The sequence below is a fragment of the Adlercreutzia sp. genome (genome assembly GCF_056795635.1).
This window is the reverse complement of sequence record NZ_JBQIIT010000002.1, coordinates 281,016-305,341: the sequence shown is the minus strand read 5'-3', so window position 1 is coordinate 305,341 and position 24,326 is coordinate 281,016. Positions and strand designations below refer to the sequence as shown.

The window sequence follows — 24,326 nt, the reverse complement described above, 5'->3', positions numbered from 1 at the left end:
GAGCCCGCCGCATAGGCGCCGCCCGGGCCGCGGGCCCCGGAGGGGGCCTGGCTCGGTGCGCCCGAATCGCCGCCGCCCCGAGCCAGCCAAGGGGTTGACAAAACTATAGAGACACCCCCCCCAGGTGGCGTACGGAAATTCGTCGGAAAGGCCCGGGATGAGGGATCTCAATCAGCCGTTATGCGCCCCCGCTGTGAAAAAGTGTACTGTTATTACACTTTTTCTTCGGCAAAAGTGTAATAGTGACACGTTTTTTTGCATTCCATGGTAAGATGGGGGAGCGTTGGAAGAAAGAAGGGCCGCCATGAAACGCAAAATAGATGCCGTGCTGCTCCAATGGGCTGAGGATCCTCGCGCTCAGCCGCTCCTCATTCGGGGGGCGCGGCGCGTGGGGAAGACCTATGCCTTGAAGAAGCTCGGACGCGAGCATTTCGACACCGAGAACTTTGCCTATTGCGATTTTCAGACCGATCTGCAGAACCTCACCCAGATTTTCGAGGACAGTCGCACCGTTGAGGAAGTGGTTGAGGCGCTGGAGCTCTTTCTCCATCAAGCGATTGAGCCGCAGAAAACCCTGATCGCCTTCGATGAGGTGCAGTTGTGCGAGAAAGCCCTCAACTTCCTGCGCTTCTTCGCGGAGAGCGAGTATCGGGTCATCGCAACCGGCTCGCAACTCGGTCTCACCTTGAAAAGCCGCAGCCTTCCCTTCCCGAGTGGCATTACCCACCTCTATCTGAGACCTCTCGATTTCGAGGAATTTCTCTGGGCCATGGATGAGGAGCTTTTGGCGGCAGGCATACGCAAGGCGGTGGCCCGACGAAAGAAGTTCACGGCTCATGAGGATGCGCTGGACCTCTATCGGCGCTATGTCGTTGTGGGCGGCATGCCGAGGGTGGTGGAGGCCTATCGTGAGAATCGATCTTTACGTGACGCGAGAACCGTGCAGGCCGAGATAGCCGAGACCTACGCAGCCGATATAGCGCTCTATGCGCCACCGAACGAGACGGTGCGGGTGCAGCAGGTGTGGAGCAGTATCCCGCGCCAGATTGCGAGAGAGACCACGGGGAAGTTCAAGTACGCGGATGTAGTGTCTGGGGGAAGAAGGCAGCAGTTCCAGAATCCTCTGGCATGGCTTAAGGCCGCCGAACTTGTGCTCATTAACGAACAGACCAACGAGACGAGTGCCCCTTTGGTGGCTCGGGACGACGGGAGCTTCTTCAAGGTGTACCTTCTCGACACGGGATTACTGTTCTACCGCATGAACCTCGATGGAGAGCTTCTGCTGGACGCGCAGAAGCGCAATGCCCTCAACCCTCGCTTCCGAGGGGCCCTTGCCGAGAATTACATCATGCAGTCGCTTGTCGCCAATGGGCTTCAGCCGTTCTACTGGGTGCCCAAAAGCGGCTCGACGGCGGAGATCGAATTTGTTTTGCAGAATCAGGCTGCCCAGGTCATCCCCATCGAGGTGAAGAGCGGAAGCCGCGTGTCCTCAACCAGCTTCCAATCCTATCTTCGCAAAAGCATGGCTCCCTTTGGCGTGCGATTGTCCGAGAAGAACATTGGCGAAGACGGAGGCATCATCAGCCTGCCCCTCTACGCGGCCTTTTGCGTGGACGAGAATTTCCTCATGGGAGGAGTCCCCAACGTCTACGAGCGGTAGGATAGAAGCGGAATACTGAAAAGCCCCCGTTGGGGGAGGTTCGCGTTCCCCGGATCCCTTGCAACGCGAGCCTCCCCTGGCGGGGGCTTTCTTGATGAACGTCGGCCTTGGTGGGAGCTTCTGGTGTGTGCCGGCTCCGGCAAGGCTTTCTTGGCGGGCGCCGGCCCCGGCGGGCGAATGAAAGCCGGGGCCGACATGGGCGGCGGGGGCGGCCGTCCCGACGCGAGGGGTGCGTGAGGGGAGGGAGCGGGGCGGCCGTGTCGCCTTCTCGGAATGGCTTAAGAGGATGTCGCCGCTGCGGCATCTCTCGGAGCTTGTGAATCGCCAGGGAGCTCGGGGATGCTCGGCTCGGTGGCAGGGTCGATTTCGGTCAGGTAGATGCTGGGGGTGGTGACGGCGATGCGCTCGCCGCGACGAAGCTTTGCGCGGGCGATCTCCAGCTTGAGTGTTTCGGCTTCCACGAGGCTTGTAGAGGTGAACCAACTGGCGATCAGGCGCTGTGTCGCTTTGCCTGCCGCAGTGTAAAGGCGGCGGGTATCGGTGGCGCGGACGAGTTTCTGCTTGTCCGGGGTGGTCACGGTGGCGTCGAAGTAGTCGCGCGTGGGGAAGAAGCCGTTCACGAAGCCGGTGAGCACCAGAGTGGTGGGAGTGCGGCCCGTCAGGTGCGCGCTGTCGCCGATAAGTACGCAGCCTTCGGTGGCTTCGAAGACGGGGGCGCTCATGCGGTTTCGGGCTCGGGTTATCAGGGTCTGGGCGTCGTCCGGCGCGGGTGCGGGTACACTCGTGCCGAAAGAGGTGTCGATGGCGGAAACGGCTGGCTTGGGCTCGGGAGCGGTGAGGGCGCGGACAAGCTGTATCGCGTGCTCACCGCTTTCGCCGGTCAGATTAAGAGCAGAGGCGATAGCGCCGATCAGCTCGTCGCCTTCCAAACCCTGAACTTGCTCGATGAGGGTGCGGCCTGCGCGGTAGGCGTCCAGAACGCGCCCGATGCCGGTTCCGGGGAAGCTCTCTGCGGGCGCGGCAGCCGCCACCTCGTCGAGCATCGCGCCGAGATCCTTGCCCTGCTCGTCGGCCTCGGCGCGCATATCGGCGAATACCGCGCTGTTGGCCAGGTAGTCGTCGAAGCCGCACCAGGCGCGCCACGCCAGGGCGTCATGCGCGTTGGCGACCAGTGCGAGGGCCGTCAGCAGGCGTGCGGCGGCGCAGCGGTCAAGGTCGCGGTAGTCGCCCGCGGCCACGCGCCCCCGGACGGGCGTCGCCGTCGCAATGCCGCGGGCCTCAAGCGCGCGGGCAACGCGGCGCTCCCAAGCGGGATGGAAAGCGAGCACGTAAATCGAGGAGGGGTCGGCTCCCGCCTCCAGGGCGGTCTGCACGGCGTCGGCCACGGAGGCCATTTCTGCGGCAGGGTCGGTGGCTTTCAGAGCCGTGAACGAGGCGGCGATTGCTGCGCGGTCGGGAACGGTCGGCGTGGCCGTCGTGCCCGACGTCGCGGATGAAGCACTTTGGGAGGGCGAGGGGGCGTCGCTTTCCGCCTCCGCATCGCCCAAGGGTGCCGCGCCCGCATCCAGCGATGTGCGCAGGCGGCTTGCGGCTCGCGCAGCCGCAGCGCAGGCGTAGCTCTCGTTCAGCACGATGCGTTCGCAACCCTCGTTGGCCTGGGTGAATTCGCCGATGCCCTCACCGTAGGGGTAGCTGTCGAAGACCTCTACCACGGCAGCGGGATCGGCAGCCACAATGACGGAATCGCGGGCGAGCAGATTCGCTAAATGCTGGGAGGCGCGGGAGTGCATCTGGTAGTCGTCTACGAGCACGTGGGCTCGCTGTGCGCTGGCCAGTACTTCGGGGCATGCGAGCAAAAAGCGCACGGCCATCGCCGACGCTTCCGGTTCCAGGATGCCGCCGGTGAAGCGTAGCACGTCCTTCAGAAGCGCGTGGGTATCGGCCTCCTCGCCGGGGATGAGCCAACGGTCATCATCGTCGGCGCCGCCGGCCAGCTCCGTCCAGTTGCGGTAGAAGAACTTGAGCATCTCGCGCAAGCGCCGCTGCTTCAGGCCGCTTACCTTCATGTCCTCCATGATGAAGCCGAGCTCTACCGGCGTGACGAGGCGCCCGGCGCGTCCGCTGAAGGCGCGGCCCTCTTCGCTGGCGAGCATTCCTAAGGCCACATCACGGGTGCAGGTGACCTCAACCGCGCCTCCGCGTTCGCCGACGACTTCGATCAGGCGTGCGGCTAGGACGCGGGCTGCATCCGGCGTGGCGGTCAGCACGAGCATGTCCTCCGGCGCCGCGCCATCTTCCAAAAGCGTCGCCACACGCGTGATGAGCGCGGCGGTCTTCCCGCAGCCGACGCCGCCTTCAATAAGCACGGCGGTCGGGGTGGGGGCAAGTTCCAACGTCATAGCATTCCTCTCTTCCGCAAAGGGCTCGTTCCACGTGTCTTTCCCCGTCAGCCGGCCCCGGGCGGCAGGCTGACGGGGAAAGACCGCGCAGGGCGATCTTTCCTGGGCGCGGCGTCGCGGAAACGCGCGCCCCGCTCGCGTCGCAGGAGGGGTGACGACGCGAGCGGGCTTGCCCTAGGCTGCCGGCACGGTCTCGTCGTCCTCCACGATGACGGTGGAAGGCGCCGCCTTCTTCGGCAGAAACGGCATGGTGATGGCACGTGTGGGGCAGGCCTCCACGCAGGCGCGGCACTTGGTGCATTCCGAGAAGCTCATGCCGGCCTCGGGATGCCGCACGTTGATGCCCTGGGGGCACACGGCTGCGCATGCCTCGCAGGAGGTGCCCTGGGCGCTCTCGCGGCATTTCGCATTGTCGATGGCGGGCACGAAGGTGCGGTTCGCCTTGCCCACGAGGCTCATGAGCGCGCTTATGGGGCAGAACTTGCTGCACCATTTGCGGAAGAACACCACCTCGGCGAGCAAGAGCGTCGGCACGAGAATGACGCCCCAGGCCACGTCGCCGAAGGCGAACAGGCGCATGACGAGCACGATGGTGGCGAAGGTAAGCCCGATGGGACAGATGAGGCAGAACACGGGAAAGCCGAAGACCGCCGCCGAGAGCAGCGAGCCGCCCAGGATGACGTGGCGGGAATCGAACGTCGCCCGCTTCTCGGCGCAGGAAGAGCAGCTGTGGCCGCAGCCGGAGAGGGCCGCCTGCTCGTCGGCGGAAAGGGGCGCGGGCGCGTCGGCGGCCTCCGATCCCTTCGCAGCTTTCACCAGCGGATTCTCGTCGGCGGGCAAAACGCCGGTGCCGGTCATGTCGGTGTTCGAGGTCTTCTTCGAGAAGACGCCGCGGATCTTCGATACCACGGGCACGGGGCAGATCCAGCCGCAGAAGGCGCGGGCGAACAGCAGGATGAGGGCGATGGCGATGACCACGGAGATGACCGCCCGGGGAATCATGGTCTTGGTGGCGATCATGGTCATGAGGGCTCCCAGGGGGCACAGGAGAGAGATGTCCTGCCAGCCGATGGCCGACAGGGTGCCCACGCCCACATGGGTGGCGAAGCCCACGGCGATGACGCCGATGACGGCGAGGGGAATGATGGTGCGGAGTCGCTTGGTATTCACGCGCGGGCCTCCTTAAGCCTCGAGGGGACGGACGACGATGGCGCGCTCGGTGGCGCCGGCGGAAATGGAGCCGTTCTGCAGCGAGACGCACACGCTCTCGCAGGCGCCGCAGCCGTTGCACTGATCGTTCAGCACATAGGGGCGGTTGTTCTCGTCCAGGGCCATGGCCTCGTACTCGCAGGCGTCGTAGCAGAAGCGGCAGCCGATGAGGCGGTAGGCCAGGCACAGGTCCTGGTTCAGCTCGGCCAGGCCCAGAGCGCCAGTCTCGGGGGTGGAACCGGTCTTCAGCGCCTCGGTGGGGCACGATGCCACGCACAGCGGGGTGCCGCCGTTCTCCTCGGTGCACCAGTCGCACCAGTTCGCGCTGAAGTCCATGACGGGGGTGCGCATGTTCAGGATGCCGTCCTCCAGGTGGGCCGGGGCGATGACGCCGCGGGGGCACACCTCGTAGCACTTCTCGCAGCGGATGCAGGCCGACACGAGGGCATCCTCGTCCTGACCCCCGGGCGGGCGCACGAGCGGGGCGCTGCCGGCGTAGCGCACGGCTCCCAGCCCCAGAAGCGCCGCGGTGCCTCCGAGCCCCACGCACAGGGCGCGGCGCGTGATGACGGGCCGCTGCTCCTTCTTCGGCTGGGCCGCGTCGGGGACCTTCTCCTCCAGTTCAGCCATGGTTTCCTCTTCCTCTCTCATTCGCCCTTGGGGTTGCAGTACACGGTCGGTGCCGACCGATGGGATGACGGTGCGCGGCCGCTCGATACCTCGACGGCCTCCCGTGCGCCGGGTGCCCTACTCGGCTTCTTCCGCGTCGGTGGCAGCGGGGGCGGCATCGGCCTCGGCCGCTTCCGCCGCTTCGCCCTCGTCGCCGAAGATCTCGTCGAAGAACTCCTGCTCCACCTGGATAAAGCCGTCGGTGAGGCTCGCGAGGCCCTGGTACAGGCCGCACTGGGCGAAGCGGCGAAGGTCGGCGGTCATGAGCGGCACCCAGCTGGCCAGGTGGTCCTCCAAAAAGTTGCGCTGGGTGGCCAGCAGGCGCTCCACCTCGGCCTCGTTGCCGGCCTCGGCCGCCGCCACGATGCGGTCGCCGAGCACGGCCATGAACTCCAGCTCCAGGGCCAGGTGATCCTCAGATTCCTTCCAGGTGGGCAGCTTGTCGAGGCCCTCGCTGCGGTACACGGCGAGCACCTCGTCGCGGGCCTCCTGCATCATGAGGCGCTTGGGGGAGGTGTACACCGACTCGAAGGGGTAGGCGGCGGAGTAGGCGTCGATGCCGTGGCCGATGAAGGCGCGCACGTAGTCGACGGCCAGATCGGTGATGGCGTGGGCGTCGGCCCCGGACAGGTAGGTGGCGATGGTGCGGTAGCCGGTGTCCACGGCGGTGTTGCCCGTGGCGGCCGGGAAGCGCATGGCTTTCAGCTCGGCCAGGAACTCCTCGTCCACTTCCACCCGGTACAGGCGGGCCAGCAGGCGGTAGACAGCACAGCGCTGGGCCGTGAGCTCGGTCAGGGCTGCCAGGTCGGCGGCCTCCTCGGCGGCAAGGTCGGTGGTGACGGTGTCGGTCATGGGAATCTCCTCAATGTCGGGGAAGGCGAGAAAACCTCGTCCATTCCAGTGGTTCCAGGGGGGTGCGGGGCCGCGATGGCGCCCGTTCGGTCCCGCGGCCCGGGCGGCTACTGGCCGTCGGTTGCGGGCGCGTCGCCGGCGGCATCGGCCTCGGCCTCGGCGACCTGGGCCGCCACGAGATCGGCCACCAGACGCTGACCCTCCTGGCCGACCGCGGTGATGCGCCAGCTCTTGTCGCGCCATTCCACAGCGTCGCAGCGCTCCAGCTTGTCGACGAAGTGGGGGGCGTACAGGCGCGGGCTCTTCAGCAGCTCGTCGTTGTCCACGGCATCGTTGATGGCCGGGGTGGTGGCGCCGCCCTCCTGGGCGGTCAGGTTCAGGATGCGCTCGTAGATGGTGGCGTAGCGCGCATCTTCGTTCAGCAGATCGGTCAGGCGGGCCAGGGGCGCATCGGCCTCGGCGTAGGCCGTGCCATCGGCGGTGGCCACCCAATGCACGGCCGGGGCCTCGGCGGCCTCGTAGTAGGACACGCCGTCCACTTCCACGAGCACCGGCTCCGGGTCGCCCTCGGGGTAGGGCTCGCCGTCGGCAGTCACGCGCGCAAGGCCGCCGGCCCGCTCAAGGAGGTTGGCCAGGCTCGCGGGGGTGTACACGGAGAAGTTGTCGGCCTGCAGGCGATGCACCTCGGCATCCAGGGCATCGGTGGCCTGGGGGGTGGCGCAGAAGGTCAGCATGCCCATCAGCGTCTTGCGGCGCGGGGCCATGGACTGGAACAGATCGGCGATGCGCTCGGCGGCCGGGCGCGTGTCCACCTTGGGGGCCGGCTCATCGGTGTGGGGCGTGCCCAGGTAGCCTTCGGTTACCGCCCCGGCGTCCTCTTCGACCTCATCGTCGAAAGCGCCCAGGGGGTCGAAGCCCATGGAATCATCCAGTGCCAGATCGAGAAACGAGGAATGGTCTTTCATATCATCCGCCCTTTGAACAAATGCTTGCATTCCGCTCTCGCGCACAGCGAGAGATGAACCTCGCCCCCGAGGTTCCACTTTTGCAAACATTGTCCGTCTGAGAGTTCAGGCGGTATCCCCACGCCGCATCATAGGCCAGCGCCCCCGCATCCGTCAAGGGGCAATTCTGACCGCCTCTGTCACCCTTGGGCGAGAGCGGCAAACCTGCGGGCGCCCCGGACGCTGTCGGAGATCCGTGCAAAGTAACGCCCTTTTGGCGAAAACCTGCACGTTTTGCGGCGCTTTGCACGTTTCGCGCGCCAAAAGGCGTTACTTTGCACGGGTAGGACTGCCCCGGCTTCTCAGCGCTCTGCGCTCAGGCTCCGTAGCGCTCGGCCACCCAGCGCTCCGTCACGTCCGCGAAGGCCCGGGTGGCCGCCGAGGCGGTGTCCCAGGAGCGCACGGCCAAGTAGATCTCCCGGGCACAGGGGCGTTCGGGCGGCAGCACCGCCAAGGGGAACAGGGGCCGTGAGAGGATGAGGCTTGGCAGCACCGAGAAGCCCAGCCCGGCGCTGACCATGGACATGACGGCGTAGTCGGAGTCCACGGTGAACCGCACGTTGGGGGTCACGCCGTTGGCCTCGAAGAGCGCCTCCATTTCCGAGGGCCGCGCGTTGCCCTGGAGCTGGATGTAGGGCTCGCGGGCCAAGGCCTCCGTGGGGAAGACGGCGGCTCCGGCCAGGGGATGGTCGGGGGGCAGCACCACGAGGAGGGGATCGGTGTGCAGCGGGATGGCGTCCAGGGAGCGGCGCTCGGGGGCCACGGAGAAGGCGCAGTCGGCCCGACCCTCCCCGGTGGCTTCCACCAGCTCCTCCTCGTCGTCGATGCACAGCAGCTTCAAGTCGATCTTCGGATACTGGGCGAGGAACTCCTTGGCGATCTGCGGGAACCACTCGATGGCGGCGCTCGTGAAGGCTCCCACGCGCACGAGGCCCCCTTCCCGGTGGTTCAGCTCGCGCACGCGGGTGGCCAGGGCATGTTCGTCGGCGTTGATCGCTTGCACAAGACCGAGCACCTCGCGGCCCTCGGTGGTGAGGTGCACGCCGCCGTACTCGCGCAGGAACAGCGTCAGGCCCAGCTCCTTCTCCAGTGCGTTCACCAGATAGCTGATACCGGCCTGGGTATAGCCCAATTCTTCGGCAGCGGCCTTGAAGCTGCCGTGGCGGGCGGCGGCGATGAACGCATCGTAGCGCTGGTTGGCCATGAGGGCTCCCCTTTCGTAGTGCAGTTGCATAAGTATAAGACTTTCTTGAAATGTTTTACAATAAGTCTCGTTTTACTTTCATTTAATGGGGCATTAGTATGTCCATCGTTCCTCAACCAGACAAAACGCGCCTCTGTGGAGGCTTGGATATTTGCGCTCTGGACAAGGGCGCGACGCGCGGAGCGCCGCTCTGCGCAATGGAAGCGAAAGGAGTGAGTCATGAACCGTTGGGCGCAGGCACGCTGGCCGTTTGTGGCCTTCGTGATCATCGAAGTGATCATTTTCGGGTCGGGCAGCGCGGTGACGAAGTTTGCCTACGACTCCATCACGCCCCTGTGGTGCCTCGCCGTGCGCTTCGGTCTGGCCTCCGTGGTGTTTCTCGCTTTCTTCGGTCGCTCCATGGCGACGCGGCTGCGCACCGTGCGCGTGCGGGTGTGGCTGCCCCAGGCCCTGTGCATGGCCCTGTCGTATCTGTGCTGCAACGTGGCCCTCGATCTGACGACGGCCACCAATGTGGGCTTTCTGGTGGCCCTGCCCGTGATATTCGCGCCTCTGCTGGCTACGGTGGCCGAGCGCACCCGCTACCCGCGGGCCATCATTCCCTTCCAGGTGGGTGTGGCCGCGGGTCTGTACCTGTTGTGCAGCCAGGGCGGCAGCTTGGCTGTGGGCCCGGGCGAAGTGCTGGCCCTGGGGGCCTCGGTGGCCCTGGCCGGCGCCCTCGTGTTCGGAAAGCAGGCCTTGGCGCAGTTGGATGCCGTCAGCGTGGCCGGCACCCAGATCGTGGTGGCCTTCGCCCTGTGCCTCGGCTGCGCCCTGGCGCTGGAGCCGCCGGTGAACTTTGCGGCCGTGCAGCCTGTGGCCTGGGGAATCATCGCGTTCTTGGCGCTGTTCTCCACCTGTCTGGCCTTCTTCCTCCAGAGTGCGGCCCTTGACCGTCTTTCCTCCACCACCGTGTCGCTGCTGCTCACGGGCGAGCCGGTGTTCACGGCCCTGTTCGCCTACTGGTGGCTGGGCGAGACGCTGTCGGTCGTGGGGCTGGTCGGTGCGGGGCTCATCGTGGCCACGGTCATCGCCGCTACCTACGTGGACGGTCGGGCTACCGCGCCCGCGGCGCCCGCCAGCGTCCCCGCTGCGGGCCAGGCGGTCGGCGGTGGCACGGGCGCGGCTCCGGCAGCGCCCACGGCTCCGACAGCGGCCCCAATTCCCTCCGCAGCTTCGATCTCGGCGGCGACCCCGACGGCTTCCACACCCGCACCGGCGGCTCCGCGGGTGGCCTTCGGCTTCCGCGCCGGTTCCCACTACGGGCGCCATAGCGGTTTGGGGTCGTGGATGCTGACCCGCATGGCGCGCAGCAAGGATCGCCTGGCCGCTTAGGGCCGGAAACGGTGACCATTGATATCTCCGGGCTTCCCGCGCCTCAGACGATGCGGTTGAAGCCGTTTGCACCCCAAAGGCCCCGGGCGCATGATCGGACGCGCTCGGGGCCTTTTCCTATTCGGCGACGATGACCCCGAGGCGCCGGGCAAGGGCGGCGGCCTGGTAGATGTTCATTTTCGTGCCGTATATCTCCGCCATGGTGTCTGACAACGCCACGCCCTGCAGCTGGCAGGTGGTGAAATCGAGACCGAGGAGCGGGGTGCGGAAGAAGCTCGTGCCGATGAAGCGATCGTCGTCGAGCAGCACGTAGTGCAGCTCCATCTCGGCCATATCGGCTTCGGAGAAATCGCAGCGTACAGCCTCCACTCCCCACCAGCGGCAGCGATTCTGGGCACTGTAGGCCAAATTGCAGTCGGAGAATGTCACCTGCTCCAGGTTCGCCTCCATGAACGAGGCGCCGGTGAGCTTGCAGTTCTTGAACACGCAGCGGGTGAAGCCGGCGCTGTCGAAGTACGTGTTGGCGAAATCGCAGCCCTCGAACACCGTGTCGGTGAACAGGGCACCGGTGAAGTCGCAGTAGGAAAGGAAGCAGTTCGTGAAACGCGCGCCGATGGTCTCCAGCTCCGAGAAGCCGGCGTCGGCGATGATGAGATCGCGCGCGTCGATGGCCTCGAGGGGCCCGGGCGCACCGTCCAGCAGCTCGTCGGCCTCCAGGGCGCGTAGTTCCTCGGGGATGGTCGGCAGCACGAGGGCCCGTTGGGCCGCCGCGCGATCGAAGGCGGTCTGCACGGTATCGGGAAGCACGGCCACGGGAGATCCTTTCGCCGGGAGCAGAAACGGAGCGTCTATCGTATCACGGTCGGTTCGACAGCGTAAGTCCTGCGATGGTGAGTACGAGGCCGCCGACGATGGGGACGGTGAGGGCCTCGCCCAGCACGATGGCCGAGGCGGTGCCGGTCAGCGCCGGCACGAGGTAGATGTAGGTGCTCGTGGTGACGGGCCCCAAATGCTTTACGGCGAAATTCCAGGTGACGAAGCAGGCGGCCGAGGCGCCGAGGCCGAGGAACAGCAGGTTTCCCGCCACGACGGGCTCGGCCAGGGCGGGCAGCGGCGCGGGCCCGGCCATAAGGAGGGTGGGCGCCATGAACAGCAGGCCCCAACCGAAGATGCGCTTGGTGGCAGCCAAGGTCTCGTAACCGGCCTCGGCGATGCGCCCCACGATGATGGAGTAGACCGCCCACACGATCGCCGCGGCAAAGGAGAGCCCGCAGCCGATGAAGTTGGCGCGGGCGCTGCCGATGAAGGGATTCTCGCCACTGGCAGCGCCGACGAGCGCGATGCCGGCCATGGCCAGGGCGAACCCAAGGGCGAAGCGCGCCGGTGCGGTGGGACGGGAGCCCCGGGCGAGCATGATGAGGGCGCAGAACAGGGGAGCTGTGGCCGCAATGGTGCCCACAGCGGTGGCGCTCGTGAAGGTGAGGGCGATGTTCTCGAGCAGGAAATAGCAGGTCACGCCCGTCAGACCTGCGGCGGCGAACAGGCGGCCGTGACGCGGGTCGGCCACGGCCAGCCGGTGGGGGCGCAGACAGCACAGGGCGAGAAAGCCCAGGGTGAAGCGGATGACGAGAATCCACAGCGGCGTGAGGCCCGCGGCGATCAGCACCTTGGTGGCCACGAAGGTGGTGCTCCACACCAGAATGGTGAACAGGGCGAGCAGGTGGGCTTTCATGGCTATGCTTCTCGTTGGCTCGTGGCAGGGGCGCTCTTCCCGGTGACGGCGCGCTGATAGAAGCCGGGGGTGACGCCGAGGCGCTCCTTGAAGGCGCGGGTGAGGTGCGCCTGATCGGCGAAGCCGGCCTGGAAGGCCGCATCGGCGCAGGTGGCTCCGCGGCCGAGTAGCTCCCGGGCCCGTTCCACGCGCAGCGAAGCCAGATAGCGCATGGGCGTGAGGCCGAAGGCGGCGGTGAAGATTCGCAGGGCGCGGTACTTGTCCAGCCCCGCGGCCTGCGCCAGGGCGTCCAGGCGCACGGTCTGGTCCACGTGGGTGCGCAGATAGGCGGCCATGGCGCGAGCAGCCTCGTCGCGGGGCTTGATATCCGCAGGCGCGGAGAGGTGGTCGATGAGCAGGTAGAGCGCCTCTTCCACGGCCCCCTCGTCAAGAGGGGCCGCATCCATGAGCGCGGCGATGTCTTCCATGCAGGCCCGGGCCTCGGCATGTTCCACGAGAGGACCCTCGAAGGGCGGGCAGTCGGGAAAACCCAAGAGCGCCACGCTGTCGTAGACGAGCGGGGCGGGCCCCATCTGGATGCAGCCATGGGCGTCGCCGGCGTTCAGCGCGAGCAGCTGGCCTGCCTCCAAGCGGTAGGTGCGCCGGTTGCATTCCATAAGGCGGCAGCCTTCGCGCACCAGGCCGATGACCGGGTAATCGTGGGCGTGGGCCGCGAAGGGCCGGTCGAGGCCGGCGAAGCGGCGAAATTCCAATGCGCCGCCGAGGGCGCGCCGTACCGATTCGCTCTGTTGAGGGGAAACCGTTGCCATAATGAGCCCCATGATAGCCATTCTGCGCACGATTTCTTGCACGAAATTGCAGGTTCCGAAGATGGCGGGCCTTCGGTGCTTACCGCCACCAGGCGATGGCTATCTGGGTGCGGCTCTTGAGGCCGGCTTTCTGGAGGATGGCGGAGATATGGTTGCGCACGGTGCCCTCGGAGAGGTAGAGGGCCCGGGCGATCTCGCGGTTGTCGAGCCCCTCGGCGATGAGGGCGGCAATGTCGCGCTCCCGCTCGGTGAGGCCCGCGGCGAAGGCGGGGGCGTTCTCACCGGCAGGGGGCGTCGGGGCGTGGTGCGAGGCCCCGGGACCGGCGGGATGCGCCCCGGAATCGGCCGCCGACCCGCTGCCGGTCGGGCGGCCGATGAGGGCGGCCACGCGCTCGGTGACGTCGGAGCCCAAGACCATCTGGCCTTCCATGACGGCCGAGAGGGCCTCGGCCAGGCCGGCGGCCTCCTGCTTGATGAGGTAGCCGCGGGCCCCGATGCGCAGCGCCTGCACGATGTAGTCGTCGTCGGCGAAGGTGGTGAGGAAGACCACCCGCGCCTCGGGATGGGTCGCCAGAATGGCCGCGCCCGCCGCCAGGCCCGACATATCGGGCATGCGGATGTCGAGCAGTATGATATCGGGGCGATGGGCCTCGTAGAGGGCCGCGGCCTCGGCGCCCTTCGTGCCCAGGGCGGCCACGGTCACCGTGCCCCGCGCTTCCAGAATGGTGCGCAGCGACGAGCCGACGAGGGCGTCGTCGTCTACGAGCACGACGGAGAGGGGGTGGGCAGCGCTCACGGGCGCACCTCCTGTTCCTTGGGAAACGTGGCGAACACGCGCCAACCGGTCCGGGGCGGTGGCAGGGGCCCGCAGGAGAACGTGCCGCCCAGGGCGCTCGCCCGCTCTTCCATGGAGGTGAGGCCGAGGCCACGCCGGTCTACTTCGTCGGCACCGCTGTCGGGGTTCTGGGCGGGCCGGCGGCCGTTATCTTCCACGGTGAGCTGGTAGAACCCGGGGAACTCCACCACGGCGACGGCGGCTGCGGTGGCATTGCCGTGGGCCCGGGCGTTGGAGAGGGCCTCCCGCACCATGGCGAGGACGGCAAGCCCCACGGGCCGCGGCAGGGCCGTCGCCTCGAAGGTGAGCGAGCCGGTAAGGCCGGGGCATTCCCCGAGCACCCCTTCCAAGGCGGTGCGGGGGTCGAAGGCGTCGTCATGGAGGTTGTGCACGCTCGTGCGCACAGAATGGAGGGCATCGTGGAGGGTGGCGCCCACGGTCTTCAGTTCGGCGCCGAGGGCTCCGTCGTCGCCGTGCACCACGGTGAGGGCCTCCACGTGCAGCACCGAGCGGGTGAGCAGGTGCCCCACGTTGTCGTGGATCTCCCGGGCGATGCGGGCCCGCTCGTCCAGCACGGCGCAGCTGACTTCCAAATCCTGGCGCTCGGACAGGTCCCGGGTGCGGGCGGCCAGGGCCAGGCGGTCCTCCTGCACGGCGTCGCGCATGCGCTGCAGGGACGCCCGTTCCGCGCGGTGGCTGCGGGTGCGCCAGGCCATGAGGCAGGCCAGCGCGCCTAGCAAGAGGGCCGCGGCGGCCAGGGTTCTGTCGCCGGACGCGATCGCCCCCGCAAGGGCTGCGGGCCACGCGAAGCGCAGCGGCCCCAGGGAGAAAGCCGCGGCGTTGTAGGCTGCCAGGGGCACGAAGGCCGCCGCGCTCGGCAGCGCGAGGCCCGCTACCAGAAAGGCGCCTACCAGGGCCAAGCCCGCGGCCCGAGCCCCCGGGAAGTCGCGGCCGTCGAGCAGTTCCAGCAGGCCGGTGACCACCACGGCGACGAGCAGCACCGCCACCGTGGCGGGTGCGGCGGGAGCGAGCAGCAGGAGGGGAATTCCCAGCCCGAGAAGGACGATTTCGTCGATGATGCGATCCATGGGGCCATTATAAGGGGCGCGCGGCGCCCCGCGCGAAAACCGTGACATTTGGCACTTCTGCGGCGGCGCGGCCCCTGAAATAATGGCGGAGCAACGAAAACGGAGAAGGAGCGCCCATGGACGACATCTCGACAACGGCACCCGCCGATTCTGCCACGAGCCCCGCGCCCGTAGCACCGACGGCCCCGACCGCCGCGCCCGCTGCGGCGGCCGACAGCATCGTGGCCGTGGACAACCTGGTGAAGCGCTACGGCGACGTGGTGGCCCTCGACCACTTCAACCTGACCATCGCCCCCGGGGAGATCTTCGGGCTTTTAGGCCCCAACGGCTCGGGCAAGACCACGGCCATCAACTGCATCTTGCAGCTGCTCACCTTCGACAAGGGCGCCATCCGCCTGTTCGGCGCGCCCATGACCCCCACGCGCTATGACCTGAAGCGCAAGATCGGCGTGGTGCCCCAGAACGTGGCTCTGTTCGACGAGCTGACCGTGCGGGAGAACATCGACTTCTTCTGCGCCCTGTACGTGGACGACCGGCGCGAGCGGGCCCGGCTCGTGGGCGAGGCCATCGAGTTCGTGGGGCTCGGCGACTACACGGGCTTTCGGCCGCGGAAGCTGTCGGGCGGCCTGCTGCGCCGGCTGAACATCGCCTGCGGCATCGCCCACAAACCCCAGCTCGCCTTCTTCGACGAGCCCACCGTGGCCGTGGACCCCCAGAGCCGCGCCGCCATTCTGGAGGGCATTCGCGCCATGAACGAGCGCGGCTGCACCGTGGTGTACACGAGCCATTATATGGAAGAGGTGGAGGAGATCTGTTCGCGCATCATGATCATGGATCGCGGACGGGCGGTGGCCGTGGGCACCAACGGCGAGCTGAAGGCCATGGTGGGCGCCGGCGAGCGCATCATGGTGGAGGTGGCGGGGCTTTCGCCGGCCGTCCGTGAGCGTCTGGCCGCGCTGCCCCACGTGCGGCGCGTGACCTATAGCGAGCCAGAGCTGGCGGTGCAGTGCGAGCAGGGGGCCCGCAACGTGGCCGACGTGCTGGCCGTGCTGGCCGCGGAGGGGTGCGCCCCGGGCCGCGTGTACGCCGAACCGCCGACCTTGAACGACGTGTTTCTGGAAATCACCGGCAAAGAGCTGCGGGATTAGGGGCGCGCCATGGCTACGTTATTCGTGAGCACCCTGCGGGCGCTTGTGCGCGAGAAGGCGCTGTTCATCTGGTCGCTCATCTTCCCCCTGATCATGGCGACCATGTTCATGTTCCTGTTCGTGACCATCGACGACATGACCGACTACGACCCGGTGCCCACGGGTGTGGTGGCCGATGAGGCGTGGGACGAATCTCCCTTCTCGGGGGTGGCTGCCGCCCTCGGCGAGGTCGGCGACGACCAGCTTTTGGTGCTGCGCTCCTTCGCCGACGAGGAGGAGGCCCGGGAGGCCCTGATCGCCGGCGAGGTGGCCGGCGTGCTGTCGGTGAACGGGGAGGGGGAGCCAGTGCTGGCCGTGGCCCCCGGCGTCAAGATCAACCCCACGGCCGACGGCGACGCCATCAACCGCAGCATCTTGGAATCGGTGGTGGCCACCTACGGGCGCGATGCCGATCTCATGAGGGCCATCGCCGAGGCCGACCCGCGGGCGTTCGCCGATCCGGCCCGGCTTGCGGAGGCCTTCGACGGCAGCGCCGTCACCGAGGAGGTAGCCCTCACCCACGGCGCCCCCAAGCAGTCGGTGCGCTTCTACTACGCCCTGTTCGCCATGGCTGCTCTGTTCGGCGCCCAGATCGCCGTGTGCGCCGTGTGCTGGACCCAGCCGAACCTCTCGCCTTTGGGCGCGCGCCGGGCGCTGGGGGCCATCGGGCGCACGCGCACGCTGGCGGCCACGCTCGCGGCCTGCTGGCTTCTGTCCTTTGGCTGTCTGGTCGTCGCCTTTCTGTACACGCGGTTTGTCGTGGGGGTCGATTTTGCTGGCCGCGAGGGCTGGTGCGTGGTGGGTCTGGCCGGCGCGGCGCTCGTGGCCTGCGCCCTGGGCACGGCCTTAGGGTCGCTTCCCAAGATCGACTTCGGTTCCAAAACCGGCATTCTCACCGGCGTGGTCTGCCTGCTCTCGCTGTTCACGGGGCTCTACGGCGAGCCCTGCATGGCTCTGGCCGATACGGTGGCGCGGGACTTCCCGCTGCTCTCGTCGCTGAATCCGGCGAAGGCCATCTGCGACGTGTTCTACAGCCTGTACTACTACGACGGCCTGGACGTGTTCGCGGGGAATATGGTCGTCCTCGGCGCGTTCGCCGTGGCGCTGTTCGCCCTCAGCGCCCTGTTCATGAGGAGGCAGCGCTATGCAAGCCTGTAAATATGCCTTGGAGGTGGTGGTGCGCCACCCCATGTACCTGATCGTCTACGTAGGGTTCTTGAGCCTCATGGGCCTGTTCGTCACCGGCGGCGTGTATCCGCCGGCGCCCGAGGGCTACGAGCGAGCCGAAGTGCCCTTCGCGGTGATCGACCGGGACGACAGCGAGCTCTCCCGCTCGGTGGCGGCCTTTCTGGCCGAGCAGGGGCCGTCGGTGGAGGTGGCCGACGAGGTGCGGGCCTGTCAGGACGCCGTGGCCACGGGGGAGGTGGACTACCTGCTCATCGTGCCCGCCGGCTTTCAGGAGGACTACCTGGCCGCCGCCCGCGAGGACGGCCCAGCGCCGGCGCTGGACGTGGTGTTCAGCTTCGAGTCCATGGCCGCCATGCTGGTGGACACGCAGGTGAACCAGTACCTCGGCCTCGTGCGGGCCGCCGCCATCCTGCAGCCGGAGGCCGCGCTGTCTGATTTGGTGGCCCAGGCCGAGGCGGCCAACGAGCACGAGGCGGCGGTGGAAGAGGTGCCCGTGCCTGGCGCGGCGACCGGCAGCGAGGCCTTCCTGTTCTACCTGATGTGGAGCGCCTATCCGCTCACCGTGGCCGTGGTGGTGTCCGTGGGCATTCTCATGGGGGCCTTCAACCGCACCGATGTGCGCCGCCGCGTCATCGTGGCGCCGACGTCCAGCGTGCGCATGGGCCTGCAGAAGCTGGCGGCGGGGCTCGTGGTGGCCCTGGCGGTTTGGACGGTCATCATGGGTATCGGCCTGGCGGCCTTCGGCTACTCGGCGGCGGCGCTGCCGGCCAGCACGCTTGCCCAGGTGCTCGGGGTGGAACTGGCGTTCATGCTCATACCGCTGGCCCTGGCGTTTCTGCTCGGACAGCTCGGTTGCGGCGAGAACGCGTCGAACACCGTGGGGAACATCACGGGCATGCTGCTGACCTTCCTCGGTGGCACGTGGATCAGCCTCGATCTCATGCCCGAAGCGGTGCGCGCCGTGGCCGCGTTCACGCCGGTGTACTGGCTCGGCGAGGGCCTGAACGCCGCCGTGGGGGCCGAAGGGGCCGCGGTGGGCGTGATGCCGGCTGTGGGGGTGCTGGTTCTGTTCGCTGCCGCCATCTTCGTGGTAGCCCTCGTAGCCGGGCGCCTGCGCACCCAGAGCGCGGAAGCCGGCGGCAACGCCGCCGCTGCGATTCCCCGGTAGGATGAGGGTGCCGCCCGACCCTCGCCTAGGGTCGCCGGATCGCGTGCGCGGGTCTGCTGACGGACGCCCATTTGCCCCTGCAGCGAATTTGTGGCACAATACCCATTCGCGCGAACGTCTCGCGCAGCAACAAAAGGTCGCGTGGCGCAGCGGGAGCGCAGGTGCCTTACAAGCACAAGGTCGGGGGTTCAAATCCCTCCGCGACCACCATGAATCCGAAGAGCCCCAGCCATGGGGCTCTTTTCGTGTTCGGGTGCCTCGCCGTGCGGTTCAGCCGCTAGGCTGGGACGGTTTGCGGACGGCCGGGTGCGACGGCGGGGCGGCCCGGGCGCGGGAGGGGTCGAGACAGCGCGGCGACCCTCGGGCGGCGGGCGGGAGGTCCGCAGACGACGCGGGGTCGGTGCGCGGCGGGAATCAAGTGCGAATTTGCCACGTCATTTCTACGGTTTTGGGAATGCATAATGCCGGTGTTTCCAAATGGCGGGAGATGACATGAGAATGAGCAAGACAACCATAACGGGCATTGCGTGCGGCGTCGTCTGCGCGCTGTGCGTGGGCCTGTACCTGGCAAGTGTGCGGGGCGAGGTCGACGAGGCGCGGGCTGCGGCCCTCGAGCGCTACGGTGGCGACCAAATAGAAGTGTGCGTCGCGAAGCGGGACTTGGCCGCTGGCGAGGTGGTGGATGGAAGCGCCATCGTCACGAAGCTGTGGGTGGCCGACCTGCTGCCCGACGGTGCCGTGACCGACGCCGCGCAGATTGTGGGAAAGCGCCTGGGATCGAGCATCGTGAAGGGCGAGGTCATCACGGCGCGCCGTACCGAAGCGGCGGCCGCCTCCCTGAGCGTTCCCGCGGGGAAGGCCGCCATCAGCGTGCCCGCCCGGGCGGTGCAGGCCGTCGGCGGCTCGGTGGAGGCGGGCATGGCCGTCGATGTGTATGCGACGGGACCGGTGTCCACGACGAAGCTCGTGGCCGGTGCCCTCGTGCTGGCTACGAGTGCGGCGGGCGAGGGCTCTGCGACCGCTGCCGAGTGGGTCACCCTGGCGGTCGATCCCGAGCGGGTCCAGGAGATCGTGGCCGCGGCCCAGAACCTCGAGCTGTACTTCGCCCTGCCGGCCATCGGCGACGGTGCCGCGCCGGCGGCCGCCGATGGCGAGGTCGCGGAACCCGGAGCGCCGGCGGAGCCGGATGCCCCCGATGCCTCGGCGGACGGGGCCCGTGCCGGCGCTGATGGTGCGGCGGCGACCTCCTCGGACGGCTCGGCGGCCGGGACCGACGGGGAGGTGGCCCGATGAGCGCGCCGATCTGCATTCTGTGCGCCTGCGGTGCCGACCTCGCCGAGCCCCAGCGCCTGGGTCTGGCGGCGGGAACGTGCCTGGAGGCGCCGTGGCTCAAAACATACCGCAGTGCTGCGGAGGCGCGGGCCGCTCTCGGCCGCGAGGACGCCGTGGCGGAGGTCTGGGTTGCATCGAGCGAGGAGGTGCAGGCGGTCAATCTCGCTGCGGCCCTCAAGGGCGATCATCCGCAGCGCGCGGTGTTCCTCGTGGGCGGCCAATCCGGCTCGACCCGCTCCCGGGCCAATGCCGCCGGGCTCGACGGCGTGCTGGGCCCCGGCGAGTTTGCGGCCCGCTTCGAGGCCGCCGCCCGGAAGGGCGCCGCGCCCGACGGTTCGCGGACGGTTGAGCGGAGCGCGGAGAGTCGCAGCGAGGCGGCCGTCTCGGCCGCTGTGGAAGACGGTGCGTCCGCGGCCGATGGGCCCGACGGCACTTCGGGGGCCGCTCTGTACGGCGGCTCACTCTCCGGGGGCGCTCCGGATCGCCCGACGGGCTTCCTGCTCACCGTGGTGAGCGGCAGCGGCGGGGCCGGCAAGAGCACGGTGGCGGTGCTGGCGGCCCATCTTGCTGCGCGGCGCGGCCTGCGCACGGCGCTGCTCGACGGCGATCTCCAGTTCGGCGATCTGCATGAGCTGGCCGGCCCGTGCCCGTCGCTGTCCATCGAGGAGGCCGCGGCTGACCCCGCGGCCCTGGCCGCCCTGGCCGATGAGGCCCTCGTCCTCGTCTCGGCCCCGCGCAACCTGGAGCGGGCCGAGGTGGTCGGCGGCCTCTTCGAATCGGTGGCGGCGCAGCTGACGGCTCGCTTCGATCTGGTGATCGTCAACACGGGCGGTAGTTGGAGCGATCTCCACGCCCATCTGCTCGAGCAGAGCGCGGCCTCGGTGTTTCTCGTGGACCAGCGGGCGTCCTCGGTGCGGGCCTGTCGTCACGCTCTCGATCTGTGCCTGCGCTGCGGCATCGCCACGGGCTCGTTCCTGCTGGCCGTGAACCGCTGTGGTCGTCATGCGCCCTTCACGTCCATCGACGTGTCGAGCGCCCTGCACGGCGCCCACGTGGCCGAGCTGGCCGACGGCGGCCCCGAGGTGGAGGAGTTGCTCGGCGCGGGCCTTGCCCCGACCTTGGCCTCCTCGGGCAACGGGCTGTGCGCGAGCATCGAGGCCGTGCTCGACGAGCTGCTTCCCACGGCGGCTCGTGGTGTCTCGGCCACGGCCCAGGAGAGCGTCATGGCCCGATTCGGCCTGGCCGGATCCCGGGCCCGCGAGCCGCGGCGCTCGCGGCGGGGCCGTGCTTCCCGACGGCGCGAGGCGGCCGCTCCGGCGGCCCTTGAAACCGTGAAGCGATAGGCGGTGGTCCCATGGCATTTCTTGAACGGGTCCAATCTATCGAGGAGGCCCAACAGCGGGAGGACGAGGGCCGCGCGGCGCGGGGCATGGAGGCTCTGCGGGCCGCCGTCGGCGAGATCGTGCCCTTGGATCGGGTGGCGGTCATCGTGGGGGAGAGCCCTGAGCGGGCCCGCAACGAGATACGGGCGGCCTGCCGCCGGCTCGCCACGCGGGAGCCTTGGCGCGATCTCGATGCCGGGGTGTTCCGGGGGCTCGTGGACGGCCTCATCGACACGGTGTTTGGCCTCGGCCCCCTCGACGCTCTCATTCGGGACGAGTCGGTGACCGAGATCATGGTCAACGGATCCCACAGCGTGTTCATCGAGCGCGACGGCCGCCTGATTCCCTCTGAGGTGTCCTTCGAGAGCGACGAGCAGGTGCGGGCCCTCATCGATCGTATCCTCGGCCCGCTCGGCCGGCGCATCGACGAATCGTCGCCACTGGTCAGCGCTCGGCTGCCCCAGGGCCACCGGGTCCATGCCGTTGTGCCGCCCCTGTCCATCGACGGCCCCTGCCTCACGATCCGGTCCTTCACGCGCCGGGCCATGACCTTGGGCGACTTGCGGGCCCGCGGCTCCTTCGATGGCTCCGTGGAGCGCTTCCTCATTTGGGCGGTGCTCGCGCGGAAGTCCCTGGCGGTGGTCGGCGGCACGGGAAGCGGCAAGACGACGCTGCTGAACGCCCTGTCCCACCATATCTCCCACGAGGAGCGCGTTATCACCATCGAGGACGCTGCGGAGCTGAAGTTCGACGGGCATCCCCATGTGGTGAGACTCGAGGCGCGACCGCCCAACGCGGAGGGCACGGGCGAGGTCACCATCCGCGAGTTGGTGGTCAATGCCCTGCGCATGCGCCCCGACCGCATCATCGTGGGGGAGTGTCGCTCCGAGGAGGCCATCGACATGCTGCAGGCCATGAACACGGGGCATGAGGGCTCGCTCACCACGCTGCACGCGAACTCGCCCCGCGAGGCGGTGGATCGTCTCGTGACCATGGTGCGCTTCGGGGTCGATCTGCCCCTCGATGCCATCGAGGCTCAGATCGGCAACGCCTTCGATCTCGTGGTGCAGACGGCCCGGCGTCCCGGTGGCGAGCGATGCGTCTCGGAGATCGCCTCCATGGCCTTCGACTTCGAACGGCGCCGGTGCGCGCTGACGCCGCTCTACCGGCGGGAGGCAGGCCGGTCTGAGGGCCGGTGGCTTGGGTGGCCGTCCTGGATCGACGAGCTCGCCTGGACGGGTATTGCCGATAAGAAGGAGGTGAAGGCATGGATCCGCTCACTGGATATACGGTTGTCGGCGTAGCGGCTTCGGGCGCGGCGGGCTTTCTGCTCGGGCGCGACTGGCTCGAGCGCAGGGATCGGCGCCTGCGGGCCCGGGTGCTGCTCGCGGGCGATGACGCGGGGCCGGCCTCGCGGCTGGAATGGCGTTTGCGCCATGGTGTCTCGCCGTTTAGGCCCCTGGCCCGAGGGCTCTTGCGCCACGGGACACCGGCCCGGTGGGTCGACGGCGCCGTGGCCCTTTGCCGAGCGCGTGGTATCGACGCTGAGCCCGAGGCGGTGGCGTCGTGCGCTTTGGCCTCTGCCGCAGGATCGGTGGCTCTGGGATGGGCCCTGACCGGCTCTCCGGTTTTCGGGGCGGCCGTGGCCGGAGGCGCCGCGGTCGTTGCGGGCGGTATCGCTCGGGCCGATGCCGAACGGCGTCAGAATGCCCTGCGCGACGAGGTGCCCGATGCCCTCCGATCGCTCGGCGTGTGCTTTCGGGCCGGGCTCTCGCTCATGCAGACCCTGCGGCAGACGGGCACCGAGATGAAGGGCCCGCTGGGAGCACTGTTCCTCTCCTCGGCGCGCATTTTGGAGACGGGCGGCGTGGCGAGCGAGGCCCTCGCGGTCTTCCGCCGCCGCACCGATGTGCCAGAGCTGGCCTTCGTGGCCGTCGCCCTCGATGTGCAGCACACCTGCGGCGGCAGCCTCGCCCCCGTGCTCGACGCCGCTCGGGAATCGGTGGAGGGGGAGATCGAGCTGGCGCGTTCGTTGCGGGTCCAAACGGCCCAGGCGAAGCTCTCGGCCCGTATCGTCACGGCGATGCCCTTTGTGCTCGTCGCGCTGTTCTCCCTCATGAGCCCGGGCTTTTTGGGGCCGTTTGTGGAAAGCGTCCCCGGCATGGCTCTGCTGGCCATGGCCCTGGTCATGCAAGCGGCCGGGGTACTCATGGTTCAACGGATGCTCGATGTAGACGGGAGGTGAGGTTTGTGGATTGGATCAACGGGGTCTATGGGGCCGGTGCGCTGCTCTCGGCCGGGGCGGTCGGCTGGTGTTTGTGGCGGTGTGGGTGCACCTGGCAGCGCCGCGTCCGCCATCGGGCCGCTGTCCGTCCGGACGACAGCCAGCCCGCGCGCCGCGAGGAGCGGGGGAGGTCCGAGCCCGTGGACGAGCGCATCGTCGCCTATGCGGCGCATCTGTCGCAGCGCATGGGCAGCCCGCTCGCTGTGCCCTGGGCGCCGGCATTCCTGCGCGGCCGCCCCTCCGCCCAGAACGCCGCGATTGCCGGCATGGCAGGGCGCCTGACCGATGGGGGCTGCTGGGAGGCTCGGGTGCGCCTGGCCGTCGGGGGCCTGCTGGCGGGATTGCTGGTCGGCGGCGCGATCTCGCTTGAGCTGGGCTGCTGCTTGGCAGCCGCCGGAGCGCTGGCGGGGTGGCAGGCGCTGCCCTGGGCCCTGCGCCATCGTGCTCGCAGCCGGGCCGAGGCCATGGAGCGCGATCTCTCCGAGATGCTCGACGTGGTGGCCCTCGGCATGCGCAGCGGCATGTCCTTCGACCGCAGCCTCGAGCTGTACACGGGGCATTTCCGCACGATGCTCGCCGATGCCCTCGCCGATGCCCACCGCCAGTGGTCCTGCGGCCTGGCATCGCGCGACGAGGCCCTGCGCGCCGTTGCCGCCTCCTATGACTCGCCGCTCTTCGGGCGGGTGGTGGAGAACGTCGTTCGCTCCCTGCGGTTCGGCGCCACGCTGGCGGACAACTTGGAGGACGCGGCGCGGGAGGCCCGTAGCGGGTACAAGGCCCGCAAGCAGGAGCAGGTGGCGAAGGCCCCGGTGAAGATGATGGTGCCCACGGGCGTGCTCATCTTGCCGGCCATGCTCATACTCGTGCTCGGCCCCGTGCTGCTGGAACTGGCGGGAGGCTTCTGATGGGCCCCCGCGACAATGAACGACATGATGGTAAACGACATACCA

Annotated in this window: 21 protein-coding genes and 1 tRNA gene; 11 read left to right on the top strand and 11 right to left on the bottom strand. The window is 68.3% G+C overall.

The window, feature by feature from the left end:
- Positions 1-304 precede the first annotated feature (304 nt).
- The gene (locus tag ACTOXK_RS02375; RefSeq protein WP_223899903.1) at positions 305-1,660 is read left to right on the top strand and encodes an ATP-binding protein; all 1,356 of its coding nucleotides are present in this window, start codon (positions 305-307) and stop codon (positions 1,658-1,660) included.
- A gap of 278 nt (positions 1,661-1,938) precedes the next feature.
- Here the strand turns inward: ACTOXK_RS02375 and ACTOXK_RS02370 are convergent, their stop codons facing one another.
- The 6 genes from ACTOXK_RS02370 to ACTOXK_RS02345 all read right to left on the bottom strand — a co-directional run bounded on the left by ACTOXK_RS02370 (position 1,939) and on the right by ACTOXK_RS02345 (position 9,027).
- Entirely contained in the window at positions 1,939-4,059 is a 2,121-nt protein-coding gene (locus ACTOXK_RS02370) for a UvrD-helicase domain-containing protein (protein WP_482278623.1), read from the bottom strand.
- A gap of 174 nt (positions 4,060-4,233) precedes the next feature.
- The gene (locus tag ACTOXK_RS02365; protein ID WP_482278622.1) at positions 4,234-5,229 is read right to left on the bottom strand and encodes a 4Fe-4S binding protein; all 996 of its coding nucleotides are present in this window, start codon (positions 5,227-5,229) and stop codon (positions 4,234-4,236) included.
- Positions 5,230-5,241: 12 nt separating this feature from the next.
- Positions 5,242-5,898 carry a 4Fe-4S dicluster domain-containing protein gene (locus ACTOXK_RS02360; RefSeq protein ID WP_482278621.1) on the bottom strand — a complete coding sequence of 219 codons (657 nt, stop codon included), beginning with the start codon at positions 5,896-5,898 and terminating at the stop codon, positions 5,242-5,244.
- A gap of 117 nt (positions 5,899-6,015) precedes the next feature.
- A complete protein-coding gene (locus ACTOXK_RS02355) occupies positions 6,016-6,789 on the bottom strand; it encodes a TorD/DmsD family molecular chaperone (protein ID WP_482278620.1) in 774 nt (257 codons plus the stop codon).
- Positions 6,790-6,896: 107 nt separating this feature from the next.
- Positions 6,897-7,754, bottom strand: a complete 858-nt coding sequence (locus ACTOXK_RS02350; protein WP_482278619.1) for a hypothetical protein — start codon at positions 7,752-7,754, stop codon at positions 6,897-6,899.
- 355 nt (positions 7,755-8,109) lie between these two features.
- On the bottom strand, positions 8,110-9,027 hold the full coding sequence (locus tag ACTOXK_RS02345) for a LysR family transcriptional regulator (protein WP_482278618.1): 918 nt from the start codon (positions 9,025-9,027) through the stop codon (positions 8,110-8,112).
- Positions 9,028-9,216: 189 nt separating this feature from the next.
- Here ACTOXK_RS02345 and ACTOXK_RS02340 point away from each other — a divergent pair, with 189 nt between their 5' ends.
- The gene (locus ACTOXK_RS02340; protein ID WP_482278617.1) at positions 9,217-10,371 is read left to right on the top strand and encodes a DMT family transporter; all 1,155 of its coding nucleotides are present in this window, start codon (positions 9,217-9,219) and stop codon (positions 10,369-10,371) included.
- A gap of 117 nt (positions 10,372-10,488) precedes the next feature.
- Here ACTOXK_RS02340 and ACTOXK_RS02335 read toward each other — a convergent pair whose 3' ends face one another.
- The 5 genes from ACTOXK_RS02335 to ACTOXK_RS02315 all read right to left on the bottom strand — a co-directional run bounded on the left by ACTOXK_RS02335 (position 10,489) and on the right by ACTOXK_RS02315 (position 14,835).
- A complete protein-coding gene (locus ACTOXK_RS02335; RefSeq protein ID WP_482278616.1) occupies positions 10,489-11,184 on the bottom strand; it encodes a pentapeptide repeat-containing protein in 696 nt (231 codons plus the stop codon).
- Positions 11,185-11,227: 43 nt separating this feature from the next.
- The gene (locus ACTOXK_RS02330) at positions 11,228-12,103 is read right to left on the bottom strand and encodes a DMT family transporter (RefSeq protein WP_482278615.1); all 876 of its coding nucleotides are present in this window, start codon (positions 12,101-12,103) and stop codon (positions 11,228-11,230) included.
- A 2-nt stretch (positions 12,104-12,105) separates the two neighbouring features.
- Complete coding sequence (locus tag ACTOXK_RS02325; protein WP_482278614.1) at positions 12,106-12,912, bottom strand: helix-turn-helix domain-containing protein; 807 nt, start codon at positions 12,910-12,912, stop codon at positions 12,106-12,108.
- Between the two features lie 79 nt (positions 12,913-12,991).
- Complete coding sequence (locus ACTOXK_RS02320; RefSeq protein WP_482279834.1) at positions 12,992-13,708, bottom strand: response regulator; 717 nt, start codon at positions 13,706-13,708, stop codon at positions 12,992-12,994.
- A complete protein-coding gene (locus ACTOXK_RS02315) occupies positions 13,705-14,835 on the bottom strand; it encodes a sensor histidine kinase (protein WP_482278724.1) in 1,131 nt (376 codons plus the stop codon). The genes ACTOXK_RS02320 and ACTOXK_RS02315 overlap by 4 nt, the downstream gene beginning before the upstream one ends.
- Positions 14,836-14,951: 116 nt before the next feature.
- Here ACTOXK_RS02315 and ACTOXK_RS02310 point away from each other — a divergent pair, with 116 nt between their 5' ends.
- The 9 genes from ACTOXK_RS02310 to ACTOXK_RS02270 all read left to right on the top strand — a co-directional run bounded on the left by ACTOXK_RS02310 (position 14,952) and on the right by ACTOXK_RS02270 (position 24,281).
- Entirely contained in the window at positions 14,952-15,983 is a 1,032-nt protein-coding gene (locus ACTOXK_RS02310) for an ABC transporter ATP-binding protein (protein ID WP_482278723.1), read from the top strand.
- Positions 15,984-15,992: 9 nt separating this feature from the next.
- Positions 15,993-17,180 carry an ABC transporter permease gene (locus ACTOXK_RS02305; RefSeq protein WP_482279833.1) on the top strand — a complete coding sequence of 396 codons (1,188 nt, stop codon included), beginning with the start codon at positions 15,993-15,995 and terminating at the stop codon, positions 17,178-17,180.
- Entirely contained in the window at positions 17,167-18,378 is a 1,212-nt protein-coding gene (locus ACTOXK_RS02300; RefSeq protein ID WP_482277949.1) for an ABC transporter permease, read from the top strand. Before ACTOXK_RS02305 ends, ACTOXK_RS02300 begins: the two co-directional genes overlap by 14 nt.
- Positions 18,379-18,513: 135 nt before the next feature.
- A tRNA-Val gene (locus tag ACTOXK_RS02295) sits at positions 18,514-18,588 on the top strand.
- A 288-nt stretch (positions 18,589-18,876) separates the two neighbouring features.
- Positions 18,877-19,671 (top strand): Flp pilus assembly protein CpaB, encoded by a 795-nt coding sequence (cpaB, locus tag ACTOXK_RS02290; protein ID WP_482277948.1) that lies wholly within the window; start codon positions 18,877-18,879, stop codon positions 19,669-19,671.
- Complete coding sequence (locus ACTOXK_RS02285) at positions 19,668-21,053, top strand: CpaE/TadZ family protein (protein WP_482279832.1); 1,386 nt, start codon at positions 19,668-19,670, stop codon at positions 21,051-21,053. Before cpaB ends, ACTOXK_RS02285 begins: the two co-directional genes overlap by 4 nt.
- A gap of 11 nt (positions 21,054-21,064) precedes the next feature.
- The gene (locus ACTOXK_RS02280; protein WP_482277946.1) at positions 21,065-22,396 is read left to right on the top strand and encodes a TadA family conjugal transfer-associated ATPase; all 1,332 of its coding nucleotides are present in this window, start codon (positions 21,065-21,067) and stop codon (positions 22,394-22,396) included.
- The gene (locus ACTOXK_RS02275) at positions 22,360-23,337 is read left to right on the top strand and encodes a type II secretion system F family protein (RefSeq protein WP_482277945.1); all 978 of its coding nucleotides are present in this window, start codon (positions 22,360-22,362) and stop codon (positions 23,335-23,337) included. Before ACTOXK_RS02280 ends, ACTOXK_RS02275 begins: the two co-directional genes overlap by 37 nt.
- A gap of 5 nt (positions 23,338-23,342) precedes the next feature.
- A complete protein-coding gene (locus tag ACTOXK_RS02270) occupies positions 23,343-24,281 on the top strand; it encodes a type II secretion system F family protein (protein ID WP_482277944.1) in 939 nt (312 codons plus the stop codon).
- The last annotated feature ends 45 nt before the right edge of the window (positions 24,282-24,326 follow it).

What these genes read in the sequence shown, in the direction of transcription:
- ACTOXK_RS02345 (WP_482278618.1), bottom strand. Translation starts at nt 9,027, where the DNA reads ATGCAACTGCACTACGAAAGGGGAGCCCTCATGGCCAACCAGCGCTAC.
- ACTOXK_RS02275 (WP_482277945.1), top strand. Translation starts at nt 22,360, where the DNA reads ATGGATCCGCTCACTGGATATACGGTTGTCGGCGTAGCGGCTTCGGGC.
- ACTOXK_RS02340 (WP_482278617.1), top strand. Translation starts at nt 9,217, where the DNA reads ATGAACCGTTGGGCGCAGGCACGCTGGCCGTTTGTGGCCTTCGTGATC.
- cpaB (WP_482277948.1), top strand. Translation starts at nt 18,877, where the DNA reads ATGAGCAAGACAACCATAACGGGCATTGCGTGCGGCGTCGTCTGCGCG.
- ACTOXK_RS02355 (WP_482278620.1), bottom strand. Translation starts at nt 6,789, where the DNA reads ATGACCGACACCGTCACCACCGACCTTGCCGCCGAGGAGGCCGCCGAC.
- ACTOXK_RS02370 (WP_482278623.1), bottom strand. Translation starts at nt 4,059, where the DNA reads ATGACGTTGGAACTTGCCCCCACCCCGACCGCCGTGCTTATTGAAGGC.
- ACTOXK_RS02330 (WP_482278615.1), bottom strand. Translation starts at nt 12,103, where the DNA reads ATGAAAGCCCACCTGCTCGCCCTGTTCACCATTCTGGTGTGGAGCACC.
- ACTOXK_RS02360 (WP_482278621.1), bottom strand. Translation starts at nt 5,898, where the DNA reads ATGGCTGAACTGGAGGAGAAGGTCCCCGACGCGGCCCAGCCGAAGAAG.
- ACTOXK_RS02310 (WP_482278723.1), top strand. Translation starts at nt 14,952, where the DNA reads ATGGACGACATCTCGACAACGGCACCCGCCGATTCTGCCACGAGCCCC.
- ACTOXK_RS02285 (WP_482279832.1), top strand. Translation starts at nt 19,668, where the DNA reads ATGAGCGCGCCGATCTGCATTCTGTGCGCCTGCGGTGCCGACCTCGCC.
- ACTOXK_RS02325 (WP_482278614.1), bottom strand. Translation starts at nt 12,912, where the DNA reads ATGGCAACGGTTTCCCCTCAACAGAGCGAATCGGTACGGCGCGCCCTC.
- ACTOXK_RS02280 (WP_482277946.1), top strand. Translation starts at nt 21,065, where the DNA reads ATGGCATTTCTTGAACGGGTCCAATCTATCGAGGAGGCCCAACAGCGG.
- ACTOXK_RS02300 (WP_482277949.1), top strand. Translation starts at nt 17,167, where the DNA reads ATGCAAGCCTGTAAATATGCCTTGGAGGTGGTGGTGCGCCACCCCATG.
- ACTOXK_RS02375 (WP_223899903.1), top strand. Translation starts at nt 305, where the DNA reads ATGAAACGCAAAATAGATGCCGTGCTGCTCCAATGGGCTGAGGATCCT.
- ACTOXK_RS02315 (WP_482278724.1), bottom strand. Translation starts at nt 14,835, where the DNA reads ATGGATCGCATCATCGACGAAATCGTCCTTCTCGGGCTGGGAATTCCC.
- ACTOXK_RS02305 (WP_482279833.1), top strand. Translation starts at nt 15,993, where the DNA reads ATGGCTACGTTATTCGTGAGCACCCTGCGGGCGCTTGTGCGCGAGAAG.
- ACTOXK_RS02350 (WP_482278619.1), bottom strand. Translation starts at nt 7,754, where the DNA reads ATGAAAGACCATTCCTCGTTTCTCGATCTGGCACTGGATGATTCCATG.